Annotated in this window: 21 protein-coding genes; 6 read left to right on the top strand and 15 right to left on the bottom strand. The window is 33.3% G+C overall.

Translation table 11 applies throughout. From position 1 onward, the window contains the following. Nucleotides 1-157: 157 nt before the first annotated feature. From coaW to AN959_RS07795, 4 genes are read right to left on the bottom strand one after another with little or no spacing between them, the layout of a single operon-like run. Complete coding sequence (gene coaW / locus AN959_RS07810) at nt 158-979, bottom strand: type II pantothenate kinase (protein ID WP_056829660.1); 822 nt, start codon at nt 977-979, stop codon at nt 158-160. A 14-nt stretch (nt 980-993) separates the two neighbouring features. After that, on the bottom strand, nt 994-1,302 hold the full coding sequence (locus tag AN959_RS07805; protein ID WP_053589687.1) for a DUF4870 domain-containing protein: 309 nt from the start codon (nt 1,300-1,302) through the stop codon (nt 994-996). A 47-nt stretch (nt 1,303-1,349) separates the two neighbouring features. Further along, complete coding sequence (locus tag AN959_RS07800; RefSeq protein ID WP_056829658.1) at nt 1,350-2,891, bottom strand: amidohydrolase; 1,542 nt, start codon at nt 2,889-2,891, stop codon at nt 1,350-1,352. Next, complete coding sequence (locus tag AN959_RS07795; protein ID WP_056829657.1) at nt 2,891-3,463, bottom strand: DUF1836 domain-containing protein; 573 nt, start codon at nt 3,461-3,463, stop codon at nt 2,891-2,893. Before AN959_RS07795 ends, AN959_RS07800 begins: the two co-directional genes overlap by 1 nt. 135 nt (nt 3,464-3,598) lie before the next feature. On the opposite strand from AN959_RS07795, the gene AN959_RS07790 reads away from it, so the two are divergent. Next, on the top strand, nt 3,599-4,246 hold the full coding sequence (locus AN959_RS07790) for a hemolysin III family protein (protein WP_056829656.1): 648 nt from the start codon (nt 3,599-3,601) through the stop codon (nt 4,244-4,246). 34 nt (nt 4,247-4,280) lie between these two features. On the opposite strand, the gene AN959_RS07785 is transcribed toward AN959_RS07790, so the two are convergent. Together AN959_RS07785 and AN959_RS07780 are read right to left on the bottom strand one after the other, a co-directional pair. Continuing rightward, nucleotides 4,281-4,511, bottom strand: a complete 231-nt coding sequence (locus AN959_RS07785; RefSeq protein ID WP_056829655.1) for a hypothetical protein — start codon at nt 4,509-4,511, stop codon at nt 4,281-4,283. 60 nt (nt 4,512-4,571) lie between these two features. Then, nucleotides 4,572-5,015 carry an OsmC family protein gene (locus tag AN959_RS07780; protein WP_053589692.1) on the bottom strand — a complete coding sequence of 148 codons (444 nt, stop codon included), beginning with the start codon at nt 5,013-5,015 and terminating at the stop codon, nt 4,572-4,574. Between the two features lie 78 nt (nt 5,016-5,093). Between AN959_RS07780 and AN959_RS07775 the strand changes: the two genes are divergently transcribed. After that, entirely contained in the window at nt 5,094-5,465 is a 372-nt protein-coding gene (locus tag AN959_RS07775) for a hypothetical protein (protein ID WP_053589693.1), read from the top strand. Nucleotides 5,466-5,505: 40 nt separating this feature from the next. Here AN959_RS07775 and AN959_RS07770 read toward each other — a convergent pair whose 3' ends face one another. The 6 genes from AN959_RS07770 to AN959_RS07745 form a co-directional block, all read right to left on the bottom strand. Continuing rightward, nucleotides 5,506-7,050 carry a sensor domain-containing diguanylate cyclase gene (locus AN959_RS07770; protein WP_053589694.1) on the bottom strand — a complete coding sequence of 515 codons (1,545 nt, stop codon included), beginning with the start codon at nt 7,048-7,050 and terminating at the stop codon, nt 5,506-5,508. 107 nt (nt 7,051-7,157) lie between these two features. Then, nucleotides 7,158-7,865 (bottom strand): ABC transporter ATP-binding protein, encoded by a 708-nt coding sequence (locus AN959_RS07765; protein WP_053592132.1) that lies wholly within the window; start codon nt 7,863-7,865, stop codon nt 7,158-7,160. Next, entirely contained in the window at nt 7,858-8,646 is a 789-nt protein-coding gene (locus AN959_RS07760; RefSeq protein ID WP_056829654.1) for an ABC transporter ATP-binding protein, read from the bottom strand. The genes AN959_RS07765 and AN959_RS07760 overlap by 8 nt, the downstream gene beginning before the upstream one ends. Next, nucleotides 8,636-9,589, bottom strand: coding sequence for a branched-chain amino acid ABC transporter permease (locus AN959_RS07755; RefSeq protein WP_056829653.1), 954 nt, complete (start codon nt 9,587-9,589; stop codon nt 8,636-8,638). Before AN959_RS07755 ends, AN959_RS07760 begins: the two co-directional genes overlap by 11 nt. 10 nt (nt 9,590-9,599) lie before the next feature. Then, on the bottom strand, nt 9,600-10,475 hold the full coding sequence (locus tag AN959_RS07750) for a branched-chain amino acid ABC transporter permease (RefSeq protein ID WP_056829652.1): 876 nt from the start codon (nt 10,473-10,475) through the stop codon (nt 9,600-9,602). Between the two features lie 80 nt (nt 10,476-10,555). Further along, nucleotides 10,556-11,734: an ABC transporter substrate-binding protein gene (locus AN959_RS07745; RefSeq protein WP_056829650.1), complete on the bottom strand. Its 1,179-nt coding sequence runs from the start codon at nt 11,732-11,734 to the stop codon at nt 10,556-10,558. Between the two features lie 418 nt (nt 11,735-12,152). On the opposite strand from AN959_RS07745, the gene pepF reads away from it, so the two are divergent. Then, complete coding sequence (gene pepF, locus AN959_RS07740; protein ID WP_056829647.1) at nt 12,153-13,961, top strand: oligoendopeptidase F; 1,809 nt, start codon at nt 12,153-12,155, stop codon at nt 13,959-13,961. A gap of 16 nt (nt 13,962-13,977) precedes the next feature. Here the strand turns inward: pepF and AN959_RS07735 are convergent, their stop codons facing one another. After that, on the bottom strand, nt 13,978-15,456 hold the full coding sequence (locus tag AN959_RS07735; protein ID WP_056829645.1) for a DHA2 family efflux MFS transporter permease subunit: 1,479 nt from the start codon (nt 15,454-15,456) through the stop codon (nt 13,978-13,980). A gap of 170 nt (nt 15,457-15,626) precedes the next feature. Between AN959_RS07735 and AN959_RS07730 the strand changes: the two genes are divergently transcribed. Together AN959_RS07730 and AN959_RS07725 are read left to right on the top strand one after the other, a co-directional pair. Further along, on the top strand, nt 15,627-16,511 hold the full coding sequence (locus tag AN959_RS07730; RefSeq protein WP_056829644.1) for a TetR/AcrR family transcriptional regulator: 885 nt from the start codon (nt 15,627-15,629) through the stop codon (nt 16,509-16,511). Beyond that, nucleotides 16,508-16,783 carry a hypothetical protein gene (locus AN959_RS07725; RefSeq protein ID WP_231687545.1) on the top strand — a complete coding sequence of 92 codons (276 nt, stop codon included), beginning with the start codon at nt 16,508-16,510 and terminating at the stop codon, nt 16,781-16,783. The genes AN959_RS07730 and AN959_RS07725 overlap by 4 nt, the downstream gene beginning before the upstream one ends. A gap of 14 nt (nt 16,784-16,797) precedes the next feature. Here the strand turns inward: AN959_RS07725 and AN959_RS07720 are convergent, their stop codons facing one another. Together AN959_RS07720 and AN959_RS07715 are read right to left on the bottom strand one after the other, a co-directional pair. Further along, nucleotides 16,798-18,906 (bottom strand): RNA degradosome polyphosphate kinase, encoded by a 2,109-nt coding sequence (locus AN959_RS07720; protein ID WP_056829642.1) that lies wholly within the window; start codon nt 18,904-18,906, stop codon nt 16,798-16,800. A gap of 5 nt (nt 18,907-18,911) precedes the next feature. Next, nucleotides 18,912-20,453: a Ppx/GppA family phosphatase gene (locus AN959_RS07715; RefSeq protein WP_056829639.1), complete on the bottom strand. Its 1,542-nt coding sequence runs from the start codon at nt 20,451-20,453 to the stop codon at nt 18,912-18,914. A gap of 210 nt (nt 20,454-20,663) precedes the next feature. Here AN959_RS07715 and AN959_RS07710 point away from each other — a divergent pair, with 210 nt between their 5' ends. After that, nucleotides 20,664-21,944: an MFS transporter gene (locus tag AN959_RS07710; RefSeq protein ID WP_056829638.1), complete on the top strand. Its 1,281-nt coding sequence runs from the start codon at nt 20,664-20,666 to the stop codon at nt 21,942-21,944. Nucleotides 21,945-22,501 lie beyond the last annotated feature (557 nt).

Below are 22,501 nucleotides of genomic sequence, written 5' to 3'. Positions count from 1 at the left end.
TTCCTCCTCGCATGCAGTTGCTGCATACATTGTGTTACTATCCTTGCTCAACACTGTTAAGTAAAAGTGTTGCCACCTACTAACTAACCGAACAAAAATAATCCTCTTTAAATATAACATGCATCATTATTTATTGCAACACTTTTACTCAAAGAAATTAAATACTTTCCAGTAAAGCTCCAATTGCCCCACTATACCCATGTTTTTCTAAGAAAAATGGTTTTTTCTCTTTCAATATTGTATAGCTTTCCATTATATTCTTTAGTAATTCATTATTTTCTAATGTTGAACCAATATAAATAATGTTGTCAATAGAGTGAGCATCTGCTGCTTGTATACATAAAGATGCAACCACTTCACCAATTATACCTTGTACTCCTGATAAATAGTCCTCATACCTTCTATTTAAGTTCCCTTTAAGTGCTACACCACCAAAATTACTTGCTGTCAGAGAACCATTAATCGGTAATTTATTGTTTTCGTAAATATCACTTACTAGAATATCAATGGAAGATCTATTGCCTAAGTCGGATAGCTCTATCATCTCTTTATAATCGGTTATCCCAGTTAAAGCTTGTCCCAATCCAACTAGAGTTCCCCCACCAATTCCAGTACCACCAAGTCGACTATGTGAATTTTCTTTCATTATATGTATAGATGTCCCAGTTCCAATGTTCGCTATAATCGCTTTCTCACATTCAATATTTTCTTGTTTTAATTGATACATAACTCCAGCCATTGTAGCATCAAACTCAACTATGTATGGTATGTCCAATGAAGAAAGAAAATGTTTCTTTAATTGTTCAGCACGGCCACCGGTAAGACAAATGGAAGCTAACGAGTGATTAGTATCAATCCAATCCTTTACTGCTTGCATATCTGATGATAGGAAGCTGATTAATTGTAAATTCAAATGTTCATCAAAATAAGCTATTTTCGTTAACGTTCCACCTGCATCAATACCGATCTTTGTAGCCATTAAAAATTCCCCTTTTATTTAATCCAAGAACCTACTATAGGATAATTAAATGTACTTCCATTAACTGCTTTTACAATTCCGATAATTGGTACAACAAATGCCATTATACCAAAAATAATTATCATTGGTATACCGATTAAAAAAATAATTAGTATAGCAGAAATAAAAATTAAAGCACCGATTACTAATTGGAAAATAATTGCTTGAATGGATAGTTTTTTGATTTCTGCATCATCAATTACTAAATACAAAATAAATGGAACTAAAAATGGCGCAAACCAAGTACTAGCATGTAGCAATACTTTTAAACCTGTGTTTTCCATAAGACTCATACTCCTTTCGATGAATTTATAGTATATATACGTAGCAATTAATTATTCGTTTCATTTTCTACTAAACTATTATTTTTGTAGACTATCTCACCTGCGACAATGGTTTCTAAAATAGATGCTTTTAGAAAAGTCGTTTTGTTTAACTCTGTGCTTACTACAGTAAAATCTGCATCATAACCAGGTAATATTTTTCCTCTTACATTTTCTTTGCCAATAGCTTTTGCACTACCGGTTGTAAACAAAGAAATTGCTTCAAACGCAGAAAGAGATTGCTCGGGTAGATAGGAGTTATTTACTGCAGCGTCCATTCCTAAAAGAGGATCAGCCACTTCTACAGGAGAATCAGATCCACCAGAGCATTCAAACCCTCGATCAATTAGTGTTTTCCAAGCGTATGCCCATTTTAAACGATTGTTACCAAGTCGATCGATAACCCAAGGAAAATCAGAAGGCACAAAAATTGGTTGGAGATCAAGGACCACTGGTAATTTAATCATTCTTTCCATTAACTCTTCGCTTAGAACGTTCACGTGTATCAGTCTATCCTTCTTTCCAGCCGGAGCAGGATACTTTTCTATTAAGCCGACAATTATTTCTGTTGCCTTATCTCCGATAACATGAACAGCAATTGTTTCGTTAAATTTTCTTGCTAATTGTACCAATTGCTCCAGTTTACCTGGGTCATGGACTGCTACACCTTTATTTCCTGGATTATCGGAATAATCTTCCGACAATAGTGCGGTATGACCACCTAAAGAACCATCTACAAATATTTTCATAGCTCCAAATTCTATAAATTCGCTTGGTTTCTCTCCTTGCATCTTCTCGAAAGCGTCATGATGTCTTAAAAGATGTACTCTAAAATTTTTATCAATTGCTTCTCGATAGGCTTGTAAAGGTATTGTATAAGGTCCATAATACGCCATTTCTTCCGTATGTACACCAGTTAAACCTTTTGCTTGTAAGTCACTTACGCTGTTTTTAATCACATCTACTAAATACTCTGTTGTTGCAGGAGGTATTTTTGAAGTGATTAATTGTTGTGCTTCATCATAAAATAAGCCATTTAAGTTCCCATCTGAATCCTTGCCGATAATCCCTCCGGTTGGATTTGGAGTATCTTTTGTTATTCCAGCAAGTTCCATTGCTTTGGAATTTGCTACTAGCACATGTCTACATACTCTCTTTAAAACAATAGGCGTTTCAATAATATGATCTAAATCTGAACAATAAATCTGTCTTCCTTCTATTAATTTGTTGTCATTCCATCCTTCTGCAACGTACCATTCGTTACCATCAACTCGTTGAGCCACCTCTTTTACAATCTCATTAATAGAAGTAAAGGTAGACAAGTCTAAATAAGCTAATTTTTCCCCATGCATAACCAAATGAATATGACTATCAACAAATCCAGGGTACATAGTAGCTCCTTTTAGAGAATTCACCTTATTTGCAAGTGGTAAAAGAGATTCTTTTGAACCCGTTCGGATAATTTTTCCATCTTCAACTAACACAGCTTCTATCTTTTGGTCTTCCGCATGCATTGTGAAAATATTTCCATCTGTCCATAAAGTTTTCATTATTTTTCCCCCTTTATTTTATTGTTTTCCAATAAATCATTTACTAGTATCTCAGCAGCTTTTCTATATGCATTACTTATATTAGCTAATGCTGAAATAAATAATACCTGTTTTAGTTCTTCATCAGTCGTTAGCTGTTCTATTTCTTGTTCTTGTCTCTTGATTTGATCCGTTATGTTATTAGTATTCTTTTGCTGCAATTCTATTAATGTAGAATAGAAACTTTCTAGTTCAAATTTTTCCGTTTCTATTCTTTCATTTACAGGGGCAAGTATAGCTTTAATATCATTTATTGAAAGCGCCCCTTTTAATTGGTAAATCATGCTTATTAACATAATATGCTCTTTCGAATATTTTTTATTTTTAATTGGAATAAAAAGCTTCCCTTTTGCATAGTTATTTATCATTGTTTTTGTTAATACTTTCTCTTCTGTATTTCGAAGAGATTTTTCAAACTTTGCGTCAAATAACTGTATAACTTGGTCCATATACAAATCAATATCGGGTATTTCTTCTTGCCTTATATTTGATTCGAGTGCTAGCTTTTGAAGTATATCAGCTGAATTAATCACTTAAGTCCCTCCGAAAAAGTTATTTCATTTATCGTATCGCAAATTTCACTATCAGTAAACATTGACTATTAAACGTGTTAGTTATATTATATTAAGTAGTTATATAAACTACATGGTGTAATAGGAGGAATTATTTTGAATCAATATATTAGAGAACCATTTAACGGATTATCACATTTATTTGGAGCTATACTGTCATTATTAGGTCTTACTGCAATGCTTGTTAAAGTAACGATAAATGGCGATTCCTTTTTAACAATTATTGCAATAATAATATTTGGAGTAAGCATGATTTTACTTTATTCCTCCTCAGCAACCTATCATATGGTAATAGCAAAGGATAGTATCATCCAGTTTTTAAGAAGATTAGATCATTCGATGATCTATTTATTAATTGCTGGAACATATGCCCCATTCTGTTTAATAACTTTAAAAGGAACTACTGGTTACATACTATTTATCATCATTTCTATTATTGCAATTTGCGGTATATTATTTAAAATGGTGTGGTTCAATTGCCCTAGATGGATATCAACTGCTCTATATATTGGAATGGGATGGATTATTATATTTTTAGCCTCGCCATTATCAGAAAAAATTGGTACTCAAGGAATCTTCTATTTAATTATAGGTGGAGTATTATATACAATTGGTGGTATAATCTATGGCTTAAAGCCTAAGATTGCATTTATTAAAAAACTTGGTTTCCATGAGATTTTCCATATATTTATTCTACTTGGTACGCTTTGTCACTTCATATGTGTTTTCTCATATGTCATATAAATTAAAACCGCCCATTTAAAATAGGGCGGTTACATTATTTTAATAATTTTTGAAACTCATCATTTGGTGAATCTATACGCATCTGTTCAAGTTGGAGTCTCATTTTTTCTGTTTCGATAACAAAATTATCATATTTTAATTTTTCTAATTCAAGTTCATCCTTTACTCTCGTACCTTTTATTTGTTCTTTGTTTTCAAAATGCGTTGTAATTAGTTTGATAATTGGAACGGAAAATATAAGAATAACAGCGATTGTGCCGGTCATGACCCATCCTCACTTTACAAGTATTTGAATATTTAAATTATACATCAAATAACATAAAAGCTATTCATTTATTGTTAAAATAGTAGGTTTAAGTTCAATTTCTACATTTCCTCTTAAAGCTTTACTGATCATACAGGTTTGCTCCGCTTTTACAACAATTTTTTCTGCCATTACTTTGTCTTTTTCATATGTTAAAACGATGGTTGGACGATGAATTATTTTTTTATATGTAAATATACCATTCGTCACATCAACAATTGCTGTGGAATCCATATCTAATCTCTCTTTTAAAATTTTACTTCTTTCCATCATTGCAGCTAGCGTTATAATATAGCAAGTAGCAGCTGCACCTAATAGCATTTCGTCTGGATTAGTGCCTTCTCCAGGTCCTTCCATTTCTTTAGGAATAGATATTCGAGTTTGTAAATTTTCCGCTCGAATCTCCCCTATATCATTTCTGTTGCCTGGCCAATTGGCTTTTAAATGAAACAAATGCTCTGTCACTGTATTATCTCCTTCCTCATTTTAGCTTGTTGGAATATATTGATTTAAAGTATGATGTATTTAAGAAAGTGGGCGATTATGTTGTTAAGGAATTATGGGAAAATAGCTGGAATTACAGTTGTCCTTTCACTCTTTTTACTAATACTTGGAGTAAAATATGTACTTGGACAGGATTTAGTAATCCGTAATTTTATTGCATTTACTGTTATCTCCGTTTTAGTTGGGACAATTTCAGGAGCATTATTATTTTATAAATTGAAAATAGCTTATTATCTATTTACTGCTGGACTTCTAATTGGTTTCATTGAACTTTTCCGTTCCTTCATTTCTGGATTAGAAGGTTGGGGAGACCTAGTTGGTATTCTTTCTTTGTTTATTTTTACTGCATTTGGCTTAGTAGTAGGTCTGATTACAGAGGGCATTGTATATATGATAAAGAAAAATAAATAAAAAAAGAAGTTTTTCCGCTTTTTTGCGAGAAAAACTTTTTTTATTTAGAAATAACTGTTTTGTTTCTTCCCTCAGATTTTGCCATATAAAGTGCCACGTCAACTCTGTTCATTACATCAGTTATACTTTCAAAACTATTCCTATATTCAGCCACTCCCAATGAAATGGTTATTTTCTTATTTGTTGGTGGGATACTTATTTCTATATCTTTTCTTAGTTTTTCAGCAATCGTATATGCCTCTGAAAGAATACAGTTTGGAAGTAAGACGATAAATTCTTCTCCACCAAGCCTAATACAAACATCATGATCTCTTGTAAAAGATTTCATTTTGCTCGCTAGAAACTTTAATACTTCATCTCCTGCATTGTGACCAAATTCATCATTAACTAATTTAAAATGATCTATATCAATCATCATTATTGAAAATTGCTGATTAGATTCTATTAAATCTGTAAAAACAAATTCTGAATACCTTCTATTTTTTAGGCCAGTCAAAGGATCAGTTAAAGATTGGTGTTTAAAGTCCGCTACAGTTTCTTGTTGCATTTTATGATAGTTATTAATCGTTTCTGTTAATTGTTTGGCCTCAAAATACCAAGTAGATATTTTTAAGTTTTCGATGCTTATATCTTCTTTATGAGAATTTAACGTAAACAAAGCTAACTTTTTTAAAGGGGAGGCTAAACGTTCTGAAATATAAAATGCTAATATGTAAAAAATTAATAAGAAAGGTAAGGCATACAATAACATTTTCAAAATAATACCTTTTAAAGGATTTAAACTGCTATCAAATGGTGTTTGAGAAACAACCCCCCACCCACTTGCTGCAATATAAGAATAGCCAGCTAAAACATGTTCACCTTTTGTATTAAAGATTTCTTTTGACCCATTTTCTTTATTCATTAAATTTTCTACTACCTTATTTTCACTTACCTTTTCGCCAATCCGATTTTTTTCAGGATGATAAATTAAAGTACCTTCCTTATCTACTACGAACACATAGGAACCATCTTCATTAAAATGCTCAGCTAATATATTTTGAATAAAGTTATCTTCTTGTAAATAAATTGTTCCGTTTAACATTCCTATGTAATTATTCGCACTATTAAATAAAGGAATAGATACTAAAACTAATAGACGCCCTGTAACTGCTCTATACGGAGTAGTAATTATACTCTCCTTCTTAGTTAAAGCTTCCTTTACTCCGTGGGAATCAATTTTATTGCCTGCTATACCAACATTCGGCGAGGTTGCTATAGCAATTCCATCACTCCCTATTACAGAAAGTGAGTTAAAATTCTTTCCACTTATAAGTAGTTGATCTAAAATCTCTGTAAGCACTTTTGAATCATGCATATTATCAATGACATCTAGTTTCCTTGATTCTAAATTAGCTTGCATTGATTCAAACACTTCTTCTGTCATTTGTGAAAGTTTTAAAGAATATACTTCATTTTGTTCTAATGAATTTTCTATTAAAGTTTTTTTCGTTACGATATAACTTGAAAATAAAGAACTACTTAATATTGCAACCATTGAAAATGTAATTAATGTCAATATCCAAAATCTTAGGGTTTTATTCATCTTTCCTCCAAAAAAATACATATTCATCTAGTATAACATGTAATATGTAAGTTTGAACTACACAAAAAAGCTTTCATTAGATACTAACTAATGAAAGCTTCTTTATATTAATGACCACCTAAATATGCCTGTCTCACTTCTTCACTTGTCTGTAATTCATGAGCAGAACCAGACAGCACTACCCTACCTGTCTCAATTACATACCCTCTACTTGCAACAGATAGTGCCATGTTCGCATTTTGTTCTACTAACAATACAGTCGTGCCATCACGATTAATATCTTCAATAACTTGGAAAATTGTTTTCACCATTAATGGAGCAAGACCCATTGATGGTTCATCAAGGAGTACAAGCTTGGGCTTCGCCATTATTGCACGACCCATTGCCAACATTTGTTGTTCCCCACCAGAAAGAGTTCCCGATAATTGTTTTTTTCGCTCAAGTAGTCTCGGAAAAATCTCATAAACCTTCTGAAGATCTGAATTAATGCCAGCTTTATCTTTTCTCAAAAAAGCACCAAGCTCAAGATTTTCTTCTACTGTCAAATTTGCAAATACTCTTCTTCCTTCAGGAACATGTGAAATTCCTGATTTTACAACTGCTTGTGCTTGTTTTCCCGCAATCGATTTATCAAGAAATTCAATTTTTCCTTTTTTAGGCTTTAGGAGACCTGAAATAGTTTTTAATAGAGTGCTTTTTCCAGCACCATTTGCACCTATAAGCGTAACTATTTCCCCTTCGTTTACTTCAATAGAGACCTCTCTAAGTGCTTGGATGTTCCCGTAAAAAACATCAATATTTTCAACCTTAAGCATTGTCATTGTGAACTTCCTCCCCTAAATACGCTTCAATAACCTTAGGATGGTTACGAATCACTTCTGGTGATCCTTCCGCAAGAAGTTGACCATGATCTAGTACATAAATTCTTTCACAAACACCCATAACCAAATTCATATCATGTTCAATAAGTAATATTGTCAAATCAAATTTATTTCGAATAAATCCGATTAAATCCATTAAATCTTTTGTTTCTTGTGGATTCATTCCCGCCGCAGGTTCATCTAATAAAAGAAGTTTAGGACCAGCTGCCAAAGCACGTGCAATCTCTAACCTGCGCTGCTGGCCATAAGGTAAATTTTTAGCCAACTCATCCTTATATTTATCCAAACCAAATATTTTTAAAAATTCTATAGATTTTTCTTCCATTTCTTGCTCGCCTTTAAAATGTGATGGTAAACGAAATATTGAACTCACCATCGTATGCTTCGCAAGGGAATGATAAGCAACCTTCACGTTATCTAATACAGATAAATCATTAAATAGACGAATATTTTGGAATGTACGACTAATCCCTTTTCGAGTAACTTTAAATGGCGGTAATCCATTGATTCTTTCCCCATCAAATAATATATCGCCTTCTGTTGGTACATAAACTCCAGTTAATAAGTTGAAACTAGTAGTTTTCCCAGCACCATTTGGACCAATAAGACCAACTAGTTCACCACGATTTAGTACCATATTTAAATTTTGGACTGCCTTTAAACCACCGAACTGAATACCAGCGTTTTTCACTTCCAATATCGGCTTACTTTCCATGTTGCCCGCCCCCTTTTGGCGTTCTCCATATCTTGAAGTAATCTGTAATTTCCATCGTACCCATCAAACCTTTTGGACGATATAACATTACCAAAATTAATACAAGACTATAAATAATCATACGAGTCTCAGGATATCCTTGCAGATAAGTAGAGACTACCGTTAGCAAAATCGCAGAAAGCACTGCTCCTGAAAGACTACCTAATCCACCTAATACAACGAATATTAAAATATCAAATGACTTTAAAAAGCCGAACTGACTAGGCTGTATAATGTAAAAGTTATGAGAATATAAAGCCCCTGCTACTCCGGCAAAGAACGAACCAATTGTAAATGCAACAACTTTATAATAAGTTGTATTAATACCCATAGCATCCGCTGCAATTTCATTTTCTCGAACTGATATAGCAGCAATTCCATGTCTTGAATTAGTAAAGTTAACAATCACTAAAATAGTAATGAACAAACTTACAAATGCATATGTCCAATTAGTTAAATGGGAGACTTGCATACCTGCTGCTCCACCAACATAATCAATATTCAAGAAAACTATTCGAATTATTTCAGCAAACCCAAGCGTTGCAATTGCTAAATAATCCCCTTTTAATCGTAAACTTGGAATACCAACAATTAAACCAGCTAGAGCTGCAACAATTCCCCCTACAATAATGGCCAATATAAATGGAAGTCCCAACTTCATTGTTATAATAGCTGAGATATAAGCGCCTACAGCTAAAAATCCTGCATGCCCTATTGAGAATTGCCCCGTGATACCAATTACTAAATGTAGGCTGACCGCTAATATTATGTTGATAGCAATATAGATTAGCGTATTAGAATAGAATTGATTCATTATCCCATTGGATATGAGAAGTTGAACAATCACATAAACTAATACAGACGCTATAACAAATGGCCAAAATTGTTTAGACTTTTTCTTCATTATGTACCACCTACACTTTCTCTCGTGTATTTTTTCCAAAAATTCCTGCTGGTCTAAAAATTAGTATAAGAATTAAGATAATAAATGCAGCAGCATCTCTCCATAACGAGAACCCTAATGCACTAACAATCGTTTCAACTACTCCTAATACTAATCCACCTACCATAGCTCCAGGTATTATTCCAATACCTCCAAGAACTGCGGCAACAAATGCTTTCACACCAGGAATAACACCCATTAGCGGATCTATCTTTGTATAATACACACCAAAAATTACACCTGCTGCTCCAGCTAATGCAGAACCAATTGCAAAAGTAGCAGAAATAGTATTATCTACATTAATACCCATTAGCTTTGCAGCCTCAGTATCATGAGAAACCGCTCTCATCGCTTTACCAGTTTTCGTTTTATGAACAATAAATTGCAATAATATCATCAATACAACTGAAACAGACAAAATTAAAATAGACTGAACGCTTATTTGTGCTCCTAAGATATCAAAAGAACGATTTGAAAACACATCTGGGTAAGCTTCTGGTTGAGCACCTCTAATGTAAATTACACCGTATTCTATTAATAGAGATACACCAATAGCAGTAATAAGAGCAGCAATTCTTGTAGCATTTCTTAATCGCTTGTATGCAATGCGTTCAATAATTACACCAAAGAGTGCACAAGCTGCCATTGATAGAATAAGTGCTGGGAAGAATCCTAATCCAAACACAGTAATCGAATAGAACCCGATAAAAGAGCCTACCATGAACACGTCACCATGGGCAAAGTTAATCAATTTAATTATTCCATAAACCATTGTGTAACCTAGGGCGATTAATGCGTATATACTGCCGAGTGAAATACCGTTAATCAATTGTTGTAACCATTCCATAAAGTTTCACTCCTTTAATTCAAAGTTTCTAGAAATAGAAAAGGAGGGATATAATCCCCCCTATATAAAACATGTTAATCTTAAGGATTAACTTTAGTGTTAAACACTTGCTCACCATTTACGAATTCGATGATAGTTGCTGATTTAATAGGATGATGAAATTCGTCTACAGAATACAATCCTGTAACTAGTTCTAAGTTGTCTGTAGCTTCAAGCGCTTCTTTAATTTTTGTTCCATCTAATGAACCAGCACGTTCAATCGCATCTTTCAAAAGATAAACTGTATCATATCCAAGTGCGTGGAATGAGTTTGGTGCTTCTCCATACTTTTCAGTAAACTTGTCAGCAAATTCTTTCGCTTTACCATCTGGATCTTCAGCAGAATAAGCAGTAATAATAAAAGTATTATTTAATGCATCTGCTCCAGCTAAGTCCACAATAGTTGGTGAATCCCAACCATCAGCACCCATTAATGGAACTTCTATTCCCAATTCACGAGCTTGCTTTACAATTAAACCAACTTCTTCATAATATCCAGGAATAAAAACAAAATCCGGATTAGAACCTTTAATACGAGTTAGTGTAGAACGGAAATCAGTATCTTTTGCTACATATGATTCTTCCGCAACAATAGTACCTCCTGCTGCTTCAAAGTCTTTAATGAAAGATTCTGCAAGACCTTTTGCATAATCACTCGCATTATCTGCATATACTGCTGCAGTTTTAACTTTTAGTTCGTTTGCAGCAAAGTTTGCTGCTACAGTACCTTGGAATGGATCGATAAATGCCGTACGGAATGTAAATGGATTTACTTTTCCATTTTCTCCAACAGTTACTGTAGTACTAGTCCCAGAAGGAGAAATCATAGGAGTTTTATTGTCCGTCGCAATTTGTACTTGAGCCACTGAGTTCCCGCTAGTTGCAGCACCGATTATAGCTGTAACTTTGTCTTGACTAGTTAACTTAATAGCTGCACTTGTTGCTTCCGCAGCATCAGACTTGTTATCTACTTTAATAAGTTCAATTTGTTTTCCATCAATACCACCGTCAGCATTGATTTCCTCAACAGCTAATTCTATTGCGTCTGCCTCGGATGAACCATAGGAAGCTACAGCTCCAGAAAGTTCTAAGTTGGCACCGATTTTTATAGTATCTCCACCATCGGAACTACTACCCTCTTCTCCACCTGAACATCCGGCAAGCACTCCTGTTAAAAGGGATGATGCAAGGAAAAGTGAAGCAAATTTTTTTGACTTCATAAATATTTTACCCCCTGTTTTTTGATAGTTCTGAAAATATAAGCTATACTACTTTTCTTTTTTATAAGTATTCTCTCAGACTATCAATATATTGTTTAGAACAATCTCATTGTAAAACAAACTTCAAATTCAGTCTATACTAATTTTTCGATTAATTCTCAAATTTCTATCATTAGGTTAATATAGTATTTTGACTCACCTCAAAAGTCCTTGATAATACTACGTTTGCTTTATTTCGTAACCCTCAATATAATACTTTCGAATCATTTATATNTTTATTATTAAAATTTCTATCATTCTCACTAATAAATTCCTTAATTCACAGAAAAATTTAAATAAAATGATTGTTTTTACTTTTTCATCTCTGTTCGTTATACTATTAATTAGTTCGACATCCGTAATATTAAGGAGTGATAAAATGGTTAAAAGTTTACCAATTAGATCAGATGTAAAATTAGAAGAAACATGGAATTTGAAAGACTTGTTTAAAACAGAAGAAGATTTTAACGATTCTTTAAAGGAAATAGAGAAACTTGCAGATTATTTTGAAGAGAAATATAAAGGAAAAATCAATCAGCCGTCTATTATTTTAAAGGCTTTAAAAGATTATTCTGCTTTATATGAAAAACTAACACCAGCTGGAACTTTTGCAAGTTTGTCTCTTAGCACAGACCAGACAAATACAGATGCACAAATGCGCGGAAGTAAATTCTCTTCCCTAGCAGCAAAAATAAGTAGCAAGCTTTCATTTTTAAATAGTGAGCTTGTGGAGTTACCTGACGAAGTTTTACAAGAAGCAATAGCGGAGGGTGCAGAATATCAAAATTTTTTACAAAAGCTTCTTACAAAAAAACAATATCAATTACACCCTGAAGTAGAAAAGACTCTAGCAGCATTTTCTTCAACCTTTAATGCACCTTATAAATTGTATGATACAACCAAAATGTTAGATATTTCCTTTAATGATTTTGAAGTGAACAATTCCTCCTACCCTCTTAGTTATGTTCTATTTGAAAATGATTGGGAAGCAGAATCAGATACAAGTGTAAGACGCGCAGCTTTCAAAGCTTTTTCGAGTAAATTAAAGGATTATCAACATACGACTGCAAAAACATATGATATGCACTTACAAATAGAAAAAACAACATCTGATTTAAGAGGTTATAACTCTATTTTCGACTACTTATTATTAAACCAAGAGGTCGATCGTAGTTTGTACGATCGACAAATCGATTTAATTATGAAGGAACTTGCACCACATATGAGAAAGTATGCAAAGCTTCTTCAGCAAGTACACGGATTAGATAAAATGACTTTTGCAGATTTAAAAATCTCACTTGATCCTTCTTATGAGCCTAAAATCTCAATTGAGGAGTCAAAAAAATATATAACAGATGCTTTGGAAGTAATGGGTGAAGAATATATACAAATGGTGGAACGTTCCTACAAAGAGAGATGGATCGATTTTGCACAAAATACCGGCAAATCAACTGGTGCCTTTTGTTCAAGTCCATATGGTAACCACCCCTATATTCTTATTTCTTGGTCTAGCAGAATGAACGAAGTATTTGTTCTTGCACACGAACTAGGGCACGCCGGTCATTTCTATCATGCAAATAAAGAGCATAATATATTTAACGCCCGCCCTTCTTTGTATTTTATCGAGGCTCCTTCTACAATGAATGAAATGCTCATGGCCAATCATTTATTAGAAAACTCAAATGATCCTAAATTTAAAAGGTGGGTAATTTCTTCAATAGTAGCTAGAACATACTATCATAATTTTGTTACGCACTTATTAGAGGCAGCTTATCAAAGAAAAGTTTATGAAAGAATTGATGAAGGACTACCAGTTAATGCACAGGTTTTAAATGAATATAAAAGAAGTGTATTGGAAGAATTCTGGGGCGATGCAGTAGAAATTACTGACGGTGCTGAATTGACATGGATGAGACAACCTCACTACTACATGGGGCTATACCCATATACTTATAGTGCCGGCCTTACAATCTCTACACAAGTATCTAAGCGCATCTTAGATGAAGGTAAAGCTGCGGTAGACGATTGGATTAACGTATTAAAATCAGGAGGAACGAAATCTCCTGTTGAATTAGCAAATATGGCCGGAGTAGATATTACAACAGAGAAACCTTTAAGAGATACGATCGAGTACATCGGTTCCTTAATTGATGAGTTAATAAAATTAACAAATGAGATAGATAAATAATAAAAAAAGCTAAACCTTATAAAGGTTTAGCTTTTTTTTGTACATCTACTCTTTTTACAAAGAAAGCCAGTATTAAAGCGACAACTGTAACTAGCGTAGCAATAAAGAAGGTAAAGTTAATACCCTCCAACATCGCCTTCATACCCAGCTCTGCTTGGAATTGCACTAAGCCTTCCGTATTGGTAGGCACTTTCCCTGCTGCTGCGGCTTCGGTTGCAAGCACTTTAGCTGAAGACTCCATCTTTGCATTCATAATTGTTAGGAATATGGCAGACCCGATTGCACCTGATACTTGTTGTAACGTATTGTTCATCGCAGTTCCATGTGGGTTCATATTCATTGGCAACTGATTTAATCCATTAGTCATTATTGGCATCATAATCATAGACATACCAAACATGCGAATTGTATAGACTGCCATTATATAATAATAATCTGAGTCTTGCGCTAAGTCACTCATTAAATATGTTGCGATGGTTGTAATAATCAGACCAGTAATCGCTAAAATTCTAGCACCGTACTTATCAAATAGCTTACCGGTTATTGGTGACATTAATCCCATTGCAATAGCACCAGGTAGCATGAGCAGACCCGAATGAAATGGTGATATACCTCGAATAGTTTGAACATAAAGAGGTGTTAAAATCATCCCCGAAAACATTGCAGCTGAAACAACAATCGAAATTACGGATGACAAAGCAAACATTGGATATTTATAAATTCTAACGTCCAACATTGGTTCATCTAATTTTAATTGTCTCCATACGAAAACAATTAATGAAATAAATCCAACAATAATAGTTCCGTAAACAATTGGTGCGTCCCATCCTTTATCCCCAGCAGTACTAAATCCATAAAGCAATGCACCAAAACCGATACTGGATAGTATCAATGAGAATACATCCAGATTAACTTTACTATTAGGAGTAATATTGCGTAATTTAAATATAGCAAACAATAATACTATTATCGCAAACGGCAAAATAATCTCAAATAATACACGCCATTCATAATGCTCCAAGATAAATCCTGATAAAGTAGGTCCGATTGCAGGTGCTAATATCATTACTAAACCGAACATACCCATTGCAGATCCGCGTCGTTCAATCGGAAAAGCAGTTAACATAACATTCATAAGTAAAGGCATCATCATTGCTGATCCCGCTGCCTGTATCATGCGGGCCAAAATTAGTACCCAAAATTCTGGTGCAAACGCGGCAAGCGCTGTACCTGCAGTAAATAATACCATTGCTGTAATAAATAATTTTCTATTCGAAAATCTTTGAACAAAAAATGCACTAGCCGGAACTAAAATCCCGTTCACTAACATATACCCTGTCGTTAGCCATTGTACAATGGAAGGTTTCACTTTAAACTCTGTCATAATGGTTGGTAGAGCTACATTGAGTAGTGTATTATTCAAAAAAGCGATGAACGCGCCAACAAATAGAATCGCGATCATGGCATATGGTGGTTTTTGTTGCTCGTGGTTCATTATTGTTGTTCCCCCTAAATTTCTTTCTTCTCTGTTATGACACTTTGATTATTTTATACTCCTAGTTTAAAAAAATCAAACATAATATACTTGTACAATCAAAATGGTTTGATAAATCCTTATTTAACAGTTAAAATAGGAATTATACTATTAGTCTAAAAGGTGAAAATATGAATACAAAAAAAAGAAATGTATTACAAGCAGCAAAACATCTTTTTATTGAAAAGGGTTTTAGATCTACATCCGTTCAAGATATTATTGATGAAGCAAATATTTCAAAGGGGACCTTTTATAATTATTTCTCCTCTAAAAACGAGTGTATTGTAGCAATAATAGAGAGCGCTAGAGAAGAAATCTTGATAAAAAGAAGAGAGTTGCATACTTCACAAAATGGATCTGATTTAAATGTATTGATCGAGCAATTGACTGTTCGAATGAATATATATAGAGACCAAAAACTTTTTCCACTTTTTGCATCTATTATCCATTCACAAGATATAGAGTTACGAGATCTAATAAAGAAGAATTATTTTGAAGAAATCAATTGGTTGTCGAAGAGATTTGAAGATATTTATGGAGAGAAAACAAGAAATGTCTCTACAGATTGTGCTGTATTGGCCATTGGCATGATTCAACAATTGCAACACCCATGGATTAATCAAATAGCAAATATTTCACTTGATCATTTAGTCAAGTTTGTCATGAGAAGAATTGAGTCGATTATTTATGAGATGACGAAGACAAACGACTCTTTATTGAACAAGTCACTCTTTGATTTAAATACAGTTGATGAAATTAAATCAAAACAACAGGTTGTAGAGCAACTAGAAAACTTTTATTTAGAAGAAAAAGAAAAAATGAATCAAAATGATCTGCAAGCACTTGAATTTGTTTTAGAAGAATTTTCGAAAGAAAAGCCACGCCTATTTTTACTAGAAAAAATCATTCCCACATTAACGGAATCGTTTTCCGGAACAACTTTGGAACAAAGATCTTTACCGATTATTTTTAACTTGTGGCAAATGATAGACAAATGGGGAGCTGATAAAAATTGAACGATAAAGTTATTGAGCAATATCAAAATGATGAAAAAATGATGATAAACTTATATGCCCAATGGTGCGTAAACCATGAAATAGATGCCGTTAAGTTATATAAACAAGCTTACCCTTCCCAACAGGACAACGAATTACTTGTATCAATAATAGACGATACTGAAAAAAATAGTCTACAAGTCAATACGGATACATTACTGCAAGTTTTACAGCTATTCGGAAATGACGATTTAGCTTTTGAGGTTTCCCAAGCAGCTCTAAAGCAAAAATAACCACTATATAGTGGTTATTTTAATTGGAGTATATTCAGTTTTGTAGCATTATCAAGTAATTGTTCCTGACTATTAATTTTTAAACCATCTGTTTCCCTATAATGATAATTACCATTGGAATCTTGTATTCTCGCTTTTGCTGTGTCATTTATTTCTAACTTTAAAATATCAATTATTCTTTTTTTAATGGATGGAGACAAAATTGGAAATAAAATTTCCACTCGTTTTACCATATTTCTAGTCATCATATCTGCAGAGGATAAATACAACCTAGATGCCCCATTTCGATGAAACCAATAGATTCGTGAGTGTTCTAAAAATCTTCCAACAATGCTTATGACAATAATATTTTCACTTACGCCTTTAATCTGTGGTCTTAAACAACAAATCCCTCGAACTATCAACTCAATTTTCACACCAGCTGCCGAAGCCTCATACAATTTTAATATTAGATTCTTATCAGTTAACGAGTTCATTTTGAGAATTATATGACCATTATGAAAAGCTTTATGATATTCTATCTCTTCATCAATTAAATAGAGAAATTTATCTCGAATATCATAAGGAGAGACTACTAATTTTTTGTATTCTGGCTTATCTGTATAACCGCTTAAAAAGTTAAAAAATCTGGTAGCATCCTGCCCTATTTGTTTATTTGTCGTAATGATCCCCATGTCAGTATATATATTGGCAGTTTGATCATTATAATTACCTGTTCCTAAATGGACAAATTGTTCTATTTTTTTATTCCTTCTTCGAACGACTAGCGTTATTTTGGAATGAGTTTTTAAATTATGCATCCCGTATATAACTAAGCATCCTGCTTTTTCCAATTCTTTCGCCCAATGAACATTCTTTTCTTCATCAAAACGAGCTTTAAGTTCAACTAAAACGGTAACTTGTTTTCCATTTTCCGCAGCTCTTTTTAAAGCTCTTATTATTGGTGAATTTCCGCTTACGCGATATAAGGTCTGTTTTATAGCTAAAACAGTTGGGTCATCTGCAGCTTTTTCAACAAAGTCTACAATTGGTTGGAAGGACTCATATGGATGATGAAAGAATAAATCTTGTTTTAAGGCTTTCATATATATATCCTCCTCCGTTGCAATATCCATGGGAGGTTGAGGTATAAATGACTGATAAAATAAATGATCATATTTACCTTCAAATACCTTAATAAATGAAAATAAAAATGTAATATCCAACGGTCCTTCTATTTTATAAACATCTTCAAAAGATATTTCTAGCTCACCTAACAGATAGTGTAGAATTTTCTGCTTTATTTCGGTTGATTTAACCTCAAGTCTACTTACAGCTCCCCATTTTCGTTTCTTTAATTCTTTTTCAATCTCAATTAATAAATCACGGGCACCTTCCTCATGGATGGTTAAATCAGCATTACGGGTTATACGAAATGGATTGGCATATTTAATATGGTATCCATGAAATAATTTATGTATGTTTTCAATGATTACATCTTCTAAAAGCACAGCAGCAAATGAACCATCTTTTGTAGTAACCTGAATGAATCGATTTAAGACAGATGGAACCTGAACAATAGCAAACTTAGATTGTTCTATCGATATATTATTTTCATCTTCTATCATAACTAAAATATTCATCGTCTTACTCAGCAAAATCGGAAATGGTCGGTAAGCATCTACAGCAACGGGAGTTAAAACTGGAAAAATTTGCTCTTCAAAAATTGTATTTAATTCTTGTTTTTGTTCATGTGATAATTGATTAAAAGTTAACAAAGAAATTCGTTCATTAGGTAACTTCAACTCGATTAAATCTTTATAAATCTTCATTTGTCTAGTTACAAGATTTCTTGTAATAATCGAAATTTGCTCCAGTTGTTGTTTAGCTGTTAGACCCGCCTTATTTTCAGGTTTATTAAATCCAACTCTTACTTGGTCCTGTAATCCAGCTACTCTTACCATAAAAAATTCATCTAAATTTGAACTAAATATCGCTAAGAACTTTAATCTTTCAAGTAAAGGATTGGTTTCATCCTCAGCCTCTTGTAAAACCCGTTCATTAAAGGCAAGCCAGCTGATTTCTCGATTATTATAATAAGCATAGTCATCAAATCGATGATCTTCTGTACTCTCCAAGCTCATGTAGTTTATTCCTCCAAAATCATAAATTCTATCTGTACGTCTTTACTACATATTTTTCCTACATGTTTTTTTAATTTTTCTGCTTGATATTTTTCCAACATAAAATTATTAGAAACAATAAAAGTTATTATTACGTTACTTGCTAAATTTTCAAGAAAAACATCCATAATCGTTGATCTACTCAGTATATCTAATCCTTTTATAAATCTAAATAACGCACCAATATCACGTAGTTGTTTTATTTCTCTCTCATTCAAAAAAGCTGGCAATGAATTTACGTACCGTTTAAAAGTCTCTCTATTTTGATAGGAAGCAAGTAAGGCAAGCTTTAATCGTTCTTCGTTAGATACACCATTTATGGATAGATTTGTTATTAGGTAAAATGTATGTTGGCTGGCAGCATCTTGATCTATATGTTTTCCGATATGATAAAGCTGATACGCATAATATAAAAGTTCTTCATTTTCTAATGGTTGAATATTTTTCCATTGTACAAAGGACATGTATATCTTTTGAAATATTTTATATAAATGAGAAACTTCCAATTCATGTACATGAAACTTTCCTAATATATGACGAATGGATTTCCTAATCACTTCATTTTTATTAAAATCTTCTGGAAATTTTTCTACCAACTGAGAAAAAATTATACCTTCGCGTAAACCTTTTTTACTATAAACCATTGACGGAGCATCCACTACTTCCATTAAAGTACGAAATGTTTCTAACGCAGGGATAATAATATCTGAACGATCACTTGAAAGTCCGTCTATTTTTTTCAACCCATCCGCTGAACATTGCGCAAACATAAAACTAATTTCTTGTATGTCTTCTTTCTTTAATTCATATTGGTGAATTCCATTTAAAGGAAAGCTTTTCCGTTGCTGATCAACAAGCGCTAAATTTCGCGCACTTCCTCCAATTGTAATAATCGGTACTTGTAATTGGTTTAACCACCCTAAAGAACAGAACTGTTCACTCACATAATTTATAAGTTCTAACTTTTCTTCATCCGTAATGGTTGTCCCTTTCATAAACTTTCCTTTTAATGAGACTGTTCCAAATGAAAAACTATGAAAACGAATAAGGTTTTTATCTTTAAAATACGTAACCTCGGTACTTCCACCACCCATATCGATTGTTACTGCATCGGAGATATTAGTAGAATGAATTACTGCAAAGTACCCATAATATGCTTCTTGCTCCTCTGATAAAATTTGTAGATTTAACCCTACTTCAGACTTCACAATTTCTAAAATTTCTTTCTGGTTTTTTGCTTGCCTGATCGCAGCAGTAGCTGCAGCAAATACATCATTTACTTTTATATCTAATAATATCTCTTTAAATTTGGTAAGTGTTTCTATTAATATGTTAATACCTTCTGTACTTAAATTTCCATTTCTCAATATGTACATACTCAATCTTGCTACTGTTTTGAAATTATGATGTTCAACAAGGCCTTGAGAGGAATTGTAGCTATATACAACAAGTCGAATAGTGTTTGACCCAATATCAATAATTGCTTTTTGATCTGTTTTTATCGTCATAAAACTCTCACTCCTCTATTACTAATTTTATCCGATTTTGCTCAACTAAATGTTAAGCTTTTGTAAATAATGTATTTTCAAATTTCTGAATATATTTTATTGTACAATATCCATTTCTATTGTAAAAATTAAGTAATTTTTCCTTCTTATATACCGTAATGATTTTTGTTAATGTACAATATTAGTAATAAAGAGGGGGAATAATAAGAAATGGGGAAATTTACAAAGCAAGAAAATAGTTGGGCTCTTTATGATTGGGGTTCTTCCGCTTACTCGATCATAATTACAACTGCAGTATTTCCAATATTTTATAAATCTTCTGCGACAGCTGCTGGTGTAGATGGGGCGGATTCAACAGCTTATCTTGGTTATACAATCGCAATATTCACTTTTATTTTAGCTATGCTTGGTCCAATTTTAGGTTCAATCGCAGATTATCGTGGCATGAAAAAGAAATTTTTCACTTTTTTCTTTGTACTAGGAGTTACATTTACTGCATTACTAGCATTTGTTCCCTATGATAATTGGTTACTATTATTAATTTGCTATACTCTAGCTGCACTCGGAGCAACTGGCGCAAATGTTTTTTATGATGGATTTATTGTTGATGTAACCACGGATAAACGAATGCACAAAGTTTCAGCAAGAGGATACAGTTTAGGCTATATTGGTAGCACTATCCCCTTTTTAATTAGTATTGTTATTATTTTGTTAGCAGGCAAGGAAGTAATTCCTCTTTCAAGCATTAATGCTAGTCGGATTGCATTCCTAATTACAGCTACATGGTGGATCGTGTTTTCTATTCCTTTATTCAAAAATGTCCAACAGATACACTTTATTGAACGTGATGGTAACCCGGTTATTCAAAGCTTTAAACGCTTAGGTAATACATTTAAAGAAATACGAAAATACCGAGCATTGTTCTTATTTTTACTAGCGTACTTTTTCTATATTGATGGAGTCGGAACAATTATTAGTATGTCTACTGCATATGGTACAGATCTAGGACTTGACACTACCGGGCTATTACTAGTGCTTTTCGCGACTCAGGTAGTAGCTGCACCATTCGCTATACTGTTTGGCAAACTTGCAGGAAAATTTTCCGAGAAGAAAATGCTTTATGTCGGCATAATCATTTATATCATTGTATGTATTTACGCAGTTTTCTTAGAAACAATTGTAGATTTTTGGATATTAGCAATGCTAGTTGCAACTTCCCAAGGCGGTATACAGGCTCTCAGTAGATCATACTTCGGGAAATTAGTACCAAAAGAAAATTCAAATGAGTTTTTTGGATTTTACAATATTTTCGGCAAGTTTGCTTCTATTATGGGTCCACTATTAGTAGCATTTACTGCTCAACTTACAGGAAAATCAAACTATGGCGTGTTTAGTTTAGTTGTCTTATTTATTATCGGCCTTTTCATTCTATCGAGAGTCCCTGAACCAAAAGAAGCAGCACCAGTTGATGAAGTTGTTTCCACATCATAATAAACAAGAGACATGCTAAGCATGTCTCTTCAGACTGTAGACAAACTCAAAGAAATTTGAAATTGTCTATAGTCTTTTTTTATCTACAATACATAGTAAGAAATCGTCAATTTCCGTTTCAGACGCTACGCTTTCCATGGGCACGGCCTCAGCCTTCTCCCTCGCACCTGCGCAAGCTCGTCGCAAAAATTAATTTCGCTACACTCAGTCCGGGTGCTTCGGCTCGTGCTGTTCCCGTAGGAGTCTTCGCGCCTTCCACTCCAATCGACTAGTGTTGGCTAATTTAAAAAGTGTTGAGGTTCTAAATCTTCTAAGAAGTTGAGGTGTTGAATATCATGTTGACCAAAAACCAACTCAATGAACGTGAACAACTTGAAATGCTAACATTGAGAAACTTGTACCGAAACACCATTTGGTTCGTAAATTAGATGCCATGTTTAGCATAATGAAAGTTTTGGAAAACTAAAAAAAGTGTTTTAGCACTATAGAATACTTGAAACACGGATGCTTGCCGCACGCTTTGCATGAGACTCCTCAGGATGAGTCGCTTTTTTTAA

It is taken from the genome of Psychrobacillus sp. FJAT-21963 (genome assembly GCF_001420585.1).
In the GTDB taxonomy this organism is placed as follows: Bacteria; Bacillota; Bacilli; order Bacillales_A; family Planococcaceae; genus Psychrobacillus.
Note: the sequence above shows the minus strand (reverse complement) of the source record. Positions and strands in the feature narration are given on the sequence as shown.

Coding starts and splice junctions, on each gene's coding strand:
- coaW (WP_056829660.1), bottom strand. CDS start 979: ATGGCTACAAAGATCGGTATTGATGCAGGTGGAACGTTAACGAAAATA.
- AN959_RS07775 (WP_053589693.1), top strand. CDS start 5,094: ATGTTGTTAAGGAATTATGGGAAAATAGCTGGAATTACAGTTGTCCTT.
- AN959_RS07710 (WP_056829638.1), top strand. CDS start 20,664: ATGGGGAAATTTACAAAGCAAGAAAATAGTTGGGCTCTTTATGATTGG.
- AN959_RS07765 (WP_053592132.1), bottom strand. CDS start 7,865: ATGCTTAAGGTTGAAAATATTGATGTTTTTTACGGGAACATCCAAGCA.
- AN959_RS07785 (WP_056829655.1), bottom strand. CDS start 4,511: ATGACCGGCACAATCGCTGTTATTCTTATATTTTCCGTTCCAATTATC.
- pepF (WP_056829647.1), top strand. CDS start 12,153: ATGGTTAAAAGTTTACCAATTAGATCAGATGTAAAATTAGAAGAAACA.
- AN959_RS07760 (WP_056829654.1), bottom strand. CDS start 8,646: ATGGAAAGTAAGCCGATATTGGAAGTGAAAAACGCTGGTATTCAGTTC.
- AN959_RS07730 (WP_056829644.1), top strand. CDS start 15,627: ATGAATACAAAAAAAAGAAATGTATTACAAGCAGCAAAACATCTTTTT.
- AN959_RS07755 (WP_056829653.1), bottom strand. CDS start 9,589: ATGAAGAAAAAGTCTAAACAATTTTGGCCATTTGTTATAGCGTCTGTA.
- AN959_RS07720 (WP_056829642.1), bottom strand. CDS start 18,906: ATGAGCTTGGAGAGTACAGAAGATCATCGATTTGATGACTATGCTTAT.
- AN959_RS07770 (WP_053589694.1), bottom strand. CDS start 7,050: ATGAATAAAACCCTAAGATTTTGGATATTGACATTAATTACATTTTCA.
- AN959_RS07805 (WP_053589687.1), bottom strand. CDS start 1,302: ATGGAAAACACAGGTTTAAAAGTATTGCTACATGCTAGTACTTGGTTT.
- AN959_RS07745 (WP_056829650.1), bottom strand. CDS start 11,734: ATGAAGTCAAAAAAATTTGCTTCACTTTTCCTTGCATCATCCCTTTTA.
- AN959_RS07800 (WP_056829658.1), bottom strand. CDS start 2,891: ATGAAAACTTTATGGACAGATGGAAATATTTTCACAATGCATGCGGAA.
- AN959_RS07735 (WP_056829645.1), bottom strand. CDS start 15,456: ATGAACCACGAGCAACAAAAACCACCATATGCCATGATCGCGATTCTA.
- AN959_RS07715 (WP_056829639.1), bottom strand. CDS start 20,453: ATGACGATAAAAACAGATCAAAAAGCAATTATTGATATTGGGTCAAAC.
- AN959_RS07750 (WP_056829652.1), bottom strand. CDS start 10,475: ATGGAATGGTTACAACAATTGATTAACGGTATTTCACTCGGCAGTATA.